This window comes from Streptomyces sp. NPDC057002 (genome assembly GCF_042673825.1).
Classification (GTDB): Bacteria; Actinomycetota; Actinomycetes; order Streptomycetales; family Streptomycetaceae; genus Streptomyces.
This window is the reverse complement of the sequence record NZ_JBHURZ010000009.1, coordinates 206945-217851: the sequence shown is the minus strand read 5'-3', so window position 1 is coordinate 217851 and position 10907 is coordinate 206945. Positions and strand designations below refer to the sequence as shown.

Annotated in this window: 10 protein-coding genes; 5 read left to right on the top strand and 5 right to left on the bottom strand. The window is 71.1% G+C overall.

Going from position 1 to position 10907, the window contains the following annotated elements:
- The 5 genes from ACFT32_RS36375 to ACFT32_RS36355 all read right to left on the bottom strand — a co-directional run.
- On the bottom strand, nucleotides 1–607 hold a 607-nt coding region (locus ACFT32_RS36375), incomplete at its 3' end, for an FMN-binding protein (RefSeq protein WP_382497733.1).
- A gap of 40 nt (nucleotides 608–647) precedes the next feature.
- On the bottom strand, nucleotides 648–2030 hold the full coding sequence (locus ACFT32_RS36370) for a ferric reductase-like transmembrane domain-containing protein (protein WP_382497731.1): 1383 nt from the start codon (nucleotides 2028–2030) through the stop codon (nucleotides 648–650).
- Nucleotides 2031–2166: 136 nt separating this feature from the next.
- Nucleotides 2167–2865 carry a L,D-transpeptidase gene (locus ACFT32_RS36365; protein WP_382497729.1) on the bottom strand — a complete coding sequence of 233 codons (699 nt, stop codon included), beginning with the start codon at nucleotides 2863–2865 and terminating at the stop codon, nucleotides 2167–2169.
- 3 nt (nucleotides 2866–2868) lie between these two features.
- Entirely contained in the window at nucleotides 2869–3456 is a 588-nt protein-coding gene (locus tag ACFT32_RS36360) for a pyridoxamine 5'-phosphate oxidase family protein (RefSeq protein ID WP_382497728.1), read from the bottom strand.
- A gap of 163 nt (nucleotides 3457–3619) precedes the next feature.
- Entirely contained in the window at nucleotides 3620–4540 is a 921-nt protein-coding gene (locus tag ACFT32_RS36355) for a hypothetical protein (protein ID WP_382497726.1), read from the bottom strand.
- Between the two features lie 240 nt (nucleotides 4541–4780).
- Between ACFT32_RS36355 and ACFT32_RS36350 the strand changes: the two genes are divergently transcribed.
- From ACFT32_RS36350 to ACFT32_RS36330, 5 genes are all read left to right on the top strand, one after another.
- The gene (locus ACFT32_RS36350; protein WP_382497724.1) at nucleotides 4781–5974 is read left to right on the top strand and encodes an argininosuccinate synthase; all 1194 of its coding nucleotides are present in this window, start codon (nucleotides 4781–4783) and stop codon (nucleotides 5972–5974) included.
- 69 nt (nucleotides 5975–6043) lie between these two features.
- Entirely contained in the window at nucleotides 6044–7480 is a 1437-nt protein-coding gene (gene argH / locus ACFT32_RS36345; protein ID WP_382497722.1) for an argininosuccinate lyase, read from the top strand.
- Between the two features lie 134 nt (nucleotides 7481–7614).
- Nucleotides 7615–8586 carry an aldo/keto reductase gene (locus tag ACFT32_RS36340; RefSeq protein WP_382497720.1) on the top strand — a complete coding sequence of 324 codons (972 nt, stop codon included), beginning with the start codon at nucleotides 7615–7617 and terminating at the stop codon, nucleotides 8584–8586.
- Between the two features lie 107 nt (nucleotides 8587–8693).
- Nucleotides 8694–9245, top strand: coding sequence for a TetR/AcrR family transcriptional regulator (locus ACFT32_RS36335; protein ID WP_382497719.1), 552 nt, complete (start codon nucleotides 8694–8696; stop codon nucleotides 9243–9245).
- Nucleotides 9242–10771, top strand: a complete 1530-nt coding sequence (locus ACFT32_RS36330) for an MFS transporter (protein WP_382497717.1) — start codon at nucleotides 9242–9244, stop codon at nucleotides 10769–10771. The genes ACFT32_RS36335 and ACFT32_RS36330 overlap by 4 nt, the downstream gene beginning before the upstream one ends.
- Nucleotides 10772–10907: the final 136 nt, after the last annotated feature.

The window sequence follows — 10907 nt, the reverse complement described above, 5'->3', positions numbered from 1 at the left end:
AGGAGGTGATCTGGTCGCTGCGCCCGCCCTTGGGCGCCTGGACGGCCTCGGCCTTGGTGATCTTCCCGCCGGCCACGGTGACCCGGACCTGGACCGGGCCGTACTGCGTCTGCACGGCATCGCCCGTGAGGGTCTGGGCGTTGCCCGAGCCCTGCGCGGCGCCGCCCGCGGCCTTGGCCTTGTCCAGGGCCGACTGGAGGGACTTCTTGTAGCCGGCGCTGGTGTACGTCGCCCCGGAGACGGCGTCGATCTCCGCGCTCTGGGCGGCGACCGCCGCCTGGTTGAGGCGGGGCACGGAGCTGGCGGTGATCTGGTCGCTGCGTCCGCCCTTGGGCGCCTGGACGGCCTCGGCCTTGGTGATCTTCCCGCCGGCCACGGTGACCCGGACCTGCACCGGACCGTACTGCGTCTGCTGAGCGTCACCGGTGACGGCGCCGTTCACGCCGCCCTGCGGTGCCTGCCCGGCCGCGGCGGGCGGGACCTGGCCGCCCGCCGCCTGGGCACCGCCCGGGTCGGAGGCCGGCTTCATGGACAGCAGCAGCACGATCCCGGAGACGGTGGCTGCGCCGGCGAGCACGGCACGCCGGACGGGGTGACTCTTCCTCATCGTTTCTCAAGCTCCTGAAGGGCCGTTGATGTCCCGTCGCTCACATCTCGAACGACTCGTGATGGATACGGCGGGCGGGGACTCCCGCGCCGCGCAGTGCTTCGTAGACCGACTGCGCGAAGCCGGGCGGCCCGCACATGAAGACGTCGTGGTTGTCGACGTCGGGGATCTTCCGCTGGAGGGACTCCGCGGAGATGTCGGGGCGTTCGCCGTCGGGGCTGTTGACCGCGTACATCAGCCGCGCGCCGCGCTCGTCGGCGATCTTGGCCAACTCGCCCCACAGAGCCAGGTCCTGGGTGCTGTTGGCCCGGTAGAGGAGCGTGATGTCGCCGGAGGAGCCCGGCAGAGTCTCGAACAGGGCCCGCATCGGGGTGATGCCGACACCGCCCGCGACCAGCAGCACCTTGCCGCGGCTGCGGCGCTGCGCGGTCATGGCGCCGTACGGGCCCTCGGCCCACACCTTGGTGCCGGGCTGGAGCTCGCGCAGCCGGGAGGTGTGGTCGCCGATCGCCTTGACGGTGATCCGCAGCATGTCCGGGCGGGGCGCCGCCGACAGGGAGTACGGGTGCGAACTGAAGCGCATGCCCGGCGCCTTGAACCGCCAGCGGAAGAACTGCCCGGCCTCCGCGCCCATCCGGTGCAGCTTGCGTCCGCCGATGAGCACGGACACGATCCCGGGAGTCTCCTCGATGACCGCCTCGACCCGCATGCGGTGCCGCAGGTTCAGGCGGATCGGGGTGATGATCCGGTACCAGAGCACCAGCGCGGTGACCACGCCGTAGAGCCCGTACCAGAAGGTCTTCGCGGCCGGCTCGACGGCGAACTCGTTGCCGGTCGTGATCTGGTGCCAGAACGTCATGTACACCGACACGTAGGTGAGCAGGTGCACGTGGTACCAGGTGTCGTACCCGATCAGACGGCGGACCCCGCCGATCGAGAGGATCCCGATGACGAACAGCAGACCCGTGCCGATGGCGGCCTTGCCCATGTCCGGCAGCTGGTTGATGGAGTCGGTCGTCTGCTGGACGATGTCGCCGAGTCCCTTGCCCGCCTGCAGGGCGTAGCCCCACATGGTGAGGAAGACATGGGCGAGGACCAGGCAGAGCGTGTAGCGGCCGGTCATGGCGTGCCAGCGCGCGACCCGGTCGGTGCCCACCCGTCGCTCCAGCGCGGGCACCCGGGCCATCTGGAGCACCACCAGCGCCATGAGGTAGCCGGCGAGCAGGCCGGTGATCCGGCCGGCGGCCAGGATCTTGCTCGCGTCGTCCGCGAGGGACGGTGTGTTGTCCCACCACAGCCACAGCACGGCCGCCGCTCCCGCCCACAGGGCGATCAGCAGCGGGACGGCCGGGGAGCGGCGCGGGCGGATGCGGCGCATCGTCTGGCGACGGGCGGCACGGCCGCCTGCGAGCGTGGTGGTCACGGTTCCTCCGTGGGGACTTGACCCTTGGCCCACAGATACGTGCCGGGACGCGGGAGTGTTCAGCCGCGTACCGAGTCATGTGCGCACGGGAGTGACCGGCGGTAACACGCCCACGCGCCCCCGCGGCGTCCCCGCCTCAGTAGCGCGTGACGGCGGTGGTCCCGCTCTTCGTCCCGACGGCGATGTGGGGACGCTTCGCCGGGTCGGCCCAGACGAGGATCCGCCGCATGGCGTCCTTCGGCACGGAGACGCAGCCGGCCGTCGCTCCCCGCCCGTTGACATGCAGGAAGATCCCGGCGCCACGCCCCCGGACGGGACGCTCGTAGTTGAAGTCGATGACGAGCGCGTGCGCGTACTGCGCCGGGTAGGTGATCAGCTGCTCGGACTCGGCGGCCCGGCAGTCGGCCGCGCGGGGCTCGCTCCAGCGGTTGTAGGAGCGGGAGTCGTTGTCCTGGCACCACCAGGAGTCCCGGTGCACCCGGCGGTAGCCGTACGCCGTCCCGCGCGGCGCCGCCTTGATGCCGAAGGCGTACGGCAGTCCGTACAGGCCCGTGGGCGTGGTGTCCGTGCCCTGTTTGCGGGCGGCGCCCTCGACGAGTCCGTTCGCTCCGAAGCGCGCGGGCGCGGAGCCGGTCCGCACCCACCGCCCGCCCTTGAGGTCCCACCAGGTGACCGTGCCCGTGGTGGAGGCCCGCTTCGGGGCCACCGCGGTGATCAGCTGGGTGCCGCCGCCGGTGTCCGCCATCCGCTCCGGCAGGGGCGCCGCCCGGTCGGGCTGCCCGGCGCCGAGCAAGAGGAGGGAGGAGACGGTGAGGGCGACGGCACCTGGGCGCATGTCTCAGACCGTAGAGGGAGGCAGCGGCAACGGCAGCCCGGGTAGTCCGTCCAGGCTGGTCGCGATGTGCTCCTTCTTGGTGAAGTAGGCGTCGAGCGAGGCGTCGTCCTCGCGCGCGAAACGCTTGCCGTGCAGATCGCGCTCCGCCTCGTACTCCATGAAGGGCACCGCGTAGCCGCAGGTGTCGCGGACGAGTTCGGCCGTCACGACGATGATCGCGCGCAGGCCGTGCTGGGCCGGGTCGATGTCCGGGAAGCGGGCGAGGAGTTCCCGGAAGCGCGGGTCGTCGCGAAAGACGGGCTCCCCTTGCCCATGGACGCGGACGATGTTCGGCGGGCCCTGGAAGGCGCACCACATCAGGGTGATCCGCCGGTTCTCCCGCAGATGGGCGATGGTCTCGGCGTTGGAGCCGGCGAAGTCGAGATAGGCCACGGTGTGCTCGTCGAGCACCGCGAAGGAACCCTTGAGGCCCTTGGGCGAGAGGTTGACCGTGCCGTCGGCGGACAGGGGAGCGGTGGCGGTGAAGAAGACCGGCTGCGCCTCGATGAACGAGCGGAGCCGGCCTTCTATGCGCTCATGAGTTTTTCCCATGTCAAACGATTATGGGCGCAGGTCTTTCGACTGTCTAAGGAATTACGGTGACACGCTGAGGAATTACGGGATCCGGTCACCTCTGCCGGATCCCGTAGCTCAGGCGCCTGCCCGTGGCCGCCCCGGCCGGCGCTCCCTCGGGGCGGCCACGGTGCCTGTCACCTCACTGGTTGAGCTGGCAGGCGGCGAAGGCCTCGAGGCCCTCGGGCTTCTCGGCGGCGCGGCCGATGGCGGTCTCGATGCGGTTGAGGGCGGCGACGCGCTTGTCCTCCAGCGGGCCGAGGATGGCGTTCTGGACGAAGTTGGGTCCGCCCTGGCCGACGGTGTCGACGAGGCGCTTGTTGGCCTCCTGGATCTGGGTGTCCAGCTGCGCCAGGTTGCGGTCGACCTCGGCCTGGGCCGAGGCGGGGATCGCGGGCAGCTCCCCGGTGACGTCCGGGCAGCTGATCGCGCCGGCGCCGGCGTTCCCCGCCTCGCCCGCACCCGCGCCCGCGTCCTCTCCGGCACCGGCACCGGCCTCGGCACCCGCTTCCGCGCCGGCCTCGGCTCCGGCTCCGGCCTCGGCTCCGGCTCCGGCCTCGGCACCGGCCTCCTCGCCGGCGCCCGCCTCGCCCGCCTCGCCCGCCCCGGCGCCGCCGTCGGCGTTGAGCTGGCAGGCGGCGAAGGCCTCGAGGCCCTCGGGCTTCTCGGCGGCGCGGCCGATGGCGGTCTCGATGCGGTTGAGGGCGGCGACGCGCTTGTCCTCCAGCGGGCCGAGGATGGCGTTCTGGACGAAGTTGGGTCCGCCCTGGCCGACCGTGTCGACGAGGCGCTTGTTGGCCTCCTCGATCTGGGTGTTCAGCTGCGCGAGGTTGCTGTCGACCTCCGCCTGCGCCGAGGCGGGCACCGCGGGCAGCTGCCCGGTGACGTCCGGGCACGAGATGGTGCCGGGGCCCGCCAGCGTCCGGGCGTTCGTCCCACCGCTCGTGGGCGTCTCCCCGGCGAGGGCGAAGCCGGCGATCACCGTGCCGGACAGTGCCACCGCGGCGGCGCCGCCGATGAACGCGACGCGACGCTTGTTGTACTTCGGAAGAGCCCTGGACATGCGGATGCCTCACTAGGGGTCGGGGGACGGGGGTGTCCTCGGTGTGCTGAAACGCGGCGCCTGCGTTCGGCGAGAGGTACGAGTAAGCGGTTTCCCGCGTTCAAAGGATCTTCAAATTCTTCTCGGACTGACCAAAAACCGCCACTCTCCCCGAGCCTGGATGCGCGCTGGATTGACGAATCATGCAGTGCTCTGCATACTCATGCAGGACAGTGATTGCAGTACGGAGGAGAAGAACCCGTGACCGAGCGCGTCGTACTCGCCTACTCCGGCGGTCTTGACACCTCCGTCGCCATCGGCTGGATCGCCGAGGAGACGGGCGCCGAGGTCATCGCGGTCGCGGTCGACGTCGGCCAGGGCGGCGAGGACCTGGACGTCATCCGCAAGCGCGCCCTCGCCTGCGGGGCCGTCGAGGCCGAGGTGGCGGACGCCAGGGACGAGTTCGCCGAGGAGTACTGCCTCCCGGCGATCAAGGCCAACGCCCTCTACATGGACCGCTACCCGCTGGTCTCCGCCCTGTCCCGGCCGACGATCGTCAAGCACCTCGTGGCCGCCGCCCGGAAGCACGGCGCCACCACCGTCGCCCACGGCTGCACCGGCAAGGGCAACGACCAGGTCCGCTTCGAGGCCGGCATCGTCGCCCTCGCCCCCGACCTGAAGTGCATCGCCCCGGTCCGTGACTACGCCATGACCCGGGACAAGGCCATCGCCTTCTGCGAGGCCAAGGGCCTGCCGATCGCGACCTCCAAGAAGTCGCCGTACTCCATCGACCAGAACGTCTTCGGCCGCGCCATCGAGACCGGCTTCCTCGAGGACATCTGGAACGCGCCGATCGAGGACATCTACGAGTACACCGAGAACCCGGCCCTCACCCGTGAGCCGGACGAGGTGGTCATCTCCTTCAAGGAGGGCGTCCCGGTCGCGATCGACGGCAGGCCCGTCACCGTCCTCCAGGCGATCCAGCAGCTCAACGAGCGCGCCGGCGCCCAGGGCATCGGCCGGATCGACATGGTCGAGGACCGGCTCGTCGGCATCAAGTCGCGCGAGGTGTACGAGGCTCCGGGCGCGATCGCCTTGATCACCGCCCACCAGGAGCTGGAGAGCGTCACCGTCGAGCGCGAACTCGCCCGCTACAAGCGCGGCGTCGAGCAGCGCTGGAGCGAGCTGGTCTACGACGGCCAGTGGTTCTCCCCGCTCAAGCGCGCCCTGGACGGCTTCGTCGACGAGGCCAACCAGCACGTCACCGGTGACGTCCGGATGACCCTGCACGGTGGCCGCGCGGTCGTCACCGGCCGGCGTTCGCAGCAGTCGCTGTACGACTTCAACCTCGCGACCTACGACACGGGCGACACCTTCGACCAGTCAGCGGCCAAGGGCTTCATCGACATCTACAGCCTGTCGTCGAAGATCGCGGCGAAGCGCGACCTGGCCTAGGCCCATCGGGACCCGGCCGAGGCATATAAAGGTCTGCGTCACATCCACACCCCTCTAGGAGCAACGCAAGTGAGCAGCAACAGCGGTGACGTCCGGCTCTGGGGCGGCCGTTTCGCCGACGGTCCCGCCGAGGCCCTGGCGAAGCTGTCCGCGTCCGTCCACTTCGACTGGCGGCTCGCGCCGTACGACATCGCCGGTTCGCGTGCGCACGCGCGCGTGCTGCACAAGGCCGGGCTGCTCACGGACGACGAGCTGACGCGGATGCTCGACGGCCTGGACCGGCTCGAAGCCGACGTCGCCGACGGCTCCTTCGTCGGCACCATCGCCGACGAGGACGTGCACACCGCGCTGGAGCGCGGCCTGCTGGAGCGGCTCGGCCCCGACCTCGGCGGCAAGCTGCGCGCCGGCCGTTCCCGCAACGACCAGGTCGCGACCCTCTTCCGGATGTACCTGCGCGACCACGCCCGGGTCGTCGGCGGCCTGATCGCGGAGCTCCAGGACGCCCTGATCGGCCTCGCCGAGGCGCACCCCGACGTGGCGATGCCCGGCCGCACGCATCTCCAGCACGCCCAGCCTGTCCTGTTCGCCCACCACGTCCTGGCCCACGTCCAGTCCCTGTCCCGGGACGCGGAGCGGCTGCGCCAGTGGGACGCGCGCACGGCGGTGTCGCCCTACGGCTCGGGCGCCCTGGCGGGCTCCTCCCTGGGTCTTGACCCGGAGGCGGTGGCGAAGGACCTCGGCTTTGAACACGGCTCGGCCGGCAACTCCATCGACGGCACGGCCTCCCGCGACTTCGTCGCCGAGTTCGCCTTCATCACGGCGATGATCGGGGTCAACCTCTCCCGGATCGCCGAGGAGGTCATCATCTGGAACACGAAGGAGTTCTCCTTCGTGACCCTGCACGACGCGTTCTCGACGGGCTCGTCGATCATGCCGCAGAAGAAGAACCCGGACATCGCGGAGCTGGCCCGCGGCAAGTCCGGCCGCCTGATCGGCAACCTGACGGGCCTGCTGGCCACGCTCAAGGCCCTCCCTCTCGCGTACAACCGCGACCTTCAGGAGGACAAGGAGCCGGTCTTCGACTCCATCGACCAGCTGGAGGTCCTGCTGCCGGCCTTCACCGGCATGATGGCCACGCTCACGGTCCACCGCGAGCGCATGGAGGAACTGGCCCCGGCCGGCTTCTCCCTCGCCACGGACATCGCCGAGTGGCTGGTCAAGCAGGGCGTCCCGTTCCGCGTCGCCCACGAGGTCGCCGGCGAGTGTGTGAAGGTCGCCGAGGCGGAGGGCAAGGAGCTGGACGACCTGACGGACGACCAGTTCGCCAAGATCTCCTCCCACCTGACCCCCGAGGTCCGCACCGTCCTCAACGTCCCCGGCGCCCTGGCCTCCCGCAACGGCAGGGGCGGCACGGCCCCGAGCGCGGTCGCGGTCCAGCTGGCAGAGGTAAAGGCGGACGTGTCGGCCGAGCACGAGTGGGCAACAGCACGACAGCGGGCTCTCTAGGGGCGCGGGGAACTGCGCGACAAGCCCCCACAACCCGCACCCGCAAAACACCGCAAGTCCCGAGCTCTGAGGCGAAGGTCATCGCGGGTTACGTTGGTCGAAGCCGAACCGGAGCCGACCGAACGGAGCCCGCGATGCCCTTCGCCCGCCTCGCGACCGCAACTACTCCCACCTGTCACATCGGACTAGGCCTCGCCGCCGTAGGACGCCCCGGCTACATCAACCTCGGCCGAGACGAAGACCTCGGAGAAGACCGCAGCGTCGAGACGCTCCGCAACCGCACACACGAACTCCTCGACGCCGCCTACGCCCAGGGCGTCCGCTACTTCGACGCCGCCCGCTCCTACGGCCGCTCGGAGGAGTTCCTCGCCGACTGGCTCAACGCGAGGCCCGCCTTCGACGACATCGTCGTCGGCAGCAAGTGGGGCTACACCTACACCGCGGACTGGTCCACCGACGCCGACCGGCACGAGGTCAAGGACCACACCCTGCCCACCTACGAACGCCAGCGCGCGGAGAGCGACGCCCTGCTCGGCGACCGGATGGACCTCTACCAGATCCACTCGGTGACCCCGGACAGTCCGGCCCTCACCGACAAGGAGCTGCACGCGAAGCTCGCGGAGGCCGCCGCCCAGGGCCTCACCCTCGGCTTCTCCACCAGCGGTCCGGCCCAGGCGGACGCGATCCGCGCCGCCCTCGCCGTGACGGTCGACGGCGAACCCCTCTTCCGTACCGTCCAGTCCACGTACAACGCGCTGGAGACCTCCGCCGCGCCCGCTCTCGCCGAGGCGCACGACGCCGGGCTCACCGTGATCGTCAAGGAGGGCATGGCCAACGGCCGGCTCGCCGGGCCGCACGCCCCGGACGTTCTGCGGGAGGTCGCCGAGGAGGCCGGACTGGGCTGCGACGCCGTCGCCCTGGCCGTGATCCTGCGGCAGCCCTGGGCCGGTGTGGTCCTCTCCGGCGCGGCCACCACCAACCAGCTCGCGTCGAACCTGCACGCCGCGGTCGTCGACCTCGACGACGACCAGCTGACCCGCCTCGCCGTGCTGGCCGAGGAGCCGCACACGTACTGGGAGCGGCGCGGACAGCTGCCCTGGCACTGAGCACTGAGCGTCGCCTCTCCGTAAGACAACAGCGACAAAACCGACAGCCGTGAGACGAGCATGCCCAGAGTGAGACGTCAGTGTCTCATCTGGGCTATGCTTGTCTCATGGCTGTCGATCCTGATCACGTGCTGCGCACCGCCGCGGCCCTGCTGACCCGCAAAGCCACCGCGACCATGGACGAGGTCGCCAAGGCCGCCGGGATCAGCCGGGCCACTCTGCACCGCCACTTCGCCGGGCGTGACGTTCTCGTCCGCGCGCTGGAGTCGCTCGGCATCGCGGAGTGCGAGGCCGCACTGGACGCGGCCCGGCTCGACGAGGGCACGGCGAGCGACGCCGTACGCCGGCTGGTCGGCGCTATGGAGCCCGCCGCCGGACTGCTCGCCTTCCTCTACACCGAGAACCAGCTGTTCGAGGGCGAGGAGCAGAACGCGGGCTGGGCCCTGATCGACGACCGGATCTCCGCCGTGTTCCGGCGCGGCCAGCTCAGCGGCGAGTTCCGTATCGACCTCACCCCTGCCTGGCTCACCGAGGCGCTCTACGGCCTGATGGCCTCCGGCGCCTGGATGGTGCACAGCGGCAAGGGTGCTCCCAAGGATTTCCAGCACATGATCGTCGAGCTGCTGCTCGGCGGCGCACTACGGAGAGAGGAATCATGACCAGCACCTTGCAGGCGGCGGAAGCGACCGAGGCGGTGAAGCGCCCGGGCCGCTGGCTCGCGCTCGGCGTCCTCGTGCTCGCCGTGCTGCTGGTGGCCGTCGACGCGACCGTGCTCGGTCTCGCGACCCCCTACATCAGCGAGGACCTGAAGCCCTCCGGCACGCAGCTGCTGTGGATCGGCGACGTCTACTCGTTCGTCATCGCCGGTCTGCTGGTCTCCATGGGCAGCCTCGGCGACCGCATCGGCCGCAAGCGGATCCTGCTGATCGGTGCCACGGCGTTCGGCGCGATATCCGTGTTCAACGCCTATGCCACCACCCCCGAGATGATGATCGTCGCGCGGGCCCTGCTGGGCGTCGCCGGCGCCACCCTGATGCCGGCCACGCTCGCGCTGATCCGCAACCTCTTCCACGACCCGCGCGAACGCAGTCTCGCCGTCGGCATCTGGGGCGCCACCGCCTCCGCCGGTACGGCCGTGGGCCCGATCGTCGGCGGCTTCCTGCTGGAGCACTTCTGGTGGGGCTCGGTCTTCCTGATCAACCTGCCCGTGATGGCGGTCCTGGTCCTCGTCGGCATCAAGCTGCTGCCCGAGTCGCGGACCGCGAACGCCGGCCCCTGGGACCTGGTCAGCGTCGTGCTGTCGCTGGTCGGCATGGTCGGCGTCGTGTACGCGGTGAAGGAGGCCGCCACCCATGGCTTCGCCTGGGCCACCCTGGCCGCCGGTCTGCTGGGCGCGGCCGCCCTGTACGGGTTCGTACGCCGTCAGCTCACGCTCCCCGCCCCGCTGCTGGACATGCGGCTGTTCCGCCACCGCGGCTTCAGCGGGGCCGTGCTGGCGGACCTGCTGACCATTCTCGGCCTGTCCGGTCTGGTCTTCTTCCTCTCCCAGTACCTGCAACTCGTCCAGGGCAGGCGCCCCTTCGAGGCGGGACTGGCCGAGCTGCCCGCCGCGATCGGCGCGGTGGCGGCCGGTCTGGCCGCGGGGCGTGCGGCCCGCCGCTTCTCGGTGCGGGCCGTCGTCTCCGGGGGCCTCGCGGCGATCGGCCTCGCGCTGGCCGCGCTCACGGTGATCGGCCAGTCCACCGGCTACCCGCTGCTCGGGACCGCGCTGCTGTTCGTCGGTGTCGGTGCCGGCTTCTCCTTCACCGTGACCGCCGACGTGATCCTCTCCAGTGTGCCCAAGGAGCAGGCGGGCTCCGCCTCCGCCGTGTCCGAGACGGCGTACGAACTCGGCGCGGCCCTCGGCATCGCCGTGCTCGGCTCCATCGTGACCGGCGTCTACCGCGACTTCACGGGCCCGGCGGGCACCCCGGCCGCGGCCCACGAGTCACTCGGCGGCGCCGTGGAGGCGGCCGCGAGCATGCCCGCACACAGCTCGGCGGTGATGCTGGACGCGGCCCGCACGTCCTTCGTCGACGGCCTGGCGCTCGCGGCGGGCGTCGGCGCGGCGGTCCTGCTGGCCGCGGCGGTGGCGGCGTGGTTCCTGCTGCGGGGGCAGCGGCTGGAGAGCGGGGCGGAACACTGAGAAATAGGCCGCGGGGGCGGGGGGGGGGCCCACCCCCCCCCCCCGGGGGGTGGTACCCCGGGGGCCCCCCCCGTGCCCCCGCGCCCCCCCGGCCCAAGAACCGATAAATGGGCACCCCCCGGGAAAAGGCGGCCCC

What these genes read in the sequence shown, in the direction of transcription:
- ACFT32_RS36330 (WP_382497717.1), top strand. Translation starts at nt 9,242, where the DNA reads ATGACCAGCACCTTGCAGGCGGCGGAAGCGACCGAGGCGGTGAAGCGC.
- ACFT32_RS36340 (WP_382497720.1), top strand. Translation starts at nt 7,615, where the DNA reads ATGCCCTTCGCCCGCCTCGCGACCGCAACTACTCCCACCTGTCACATC.
- ACFT32_RS36355 (WP_382497726.1), bottom strand. Translation starts at nt 4,540, where the DNA reads ATGTCCAGGGCTCTTCCGAAGTACAACAAGCGTCGCGTCGCGTTCATC.
- ACFT32_RS36335 (WP_382497719.1), top strand. Translation starts at nt 8,694, where the DNA reads ATGGCTGTCGATCCTGATCACGTGCTGCGCACCGCCGCGGCCCTGCTG.
- ACFT32_RS36365 (WP_382497729.1), bottom strand. Translation starts at nt 2,865, where the DNA reads ATGCGCCCAGGTGCCGTCGCCCTCACCGTCTCCTCCCTCCTCTTGCTC.
- ACFT32_RS36360 (WP_382497728.1), bottom strand. Translation starts at nt 3,456, where the DNA reads ATGGGAAAAACTCATGAGCGCATAGAAGGCCGGCTCCGCTCGTTCATC.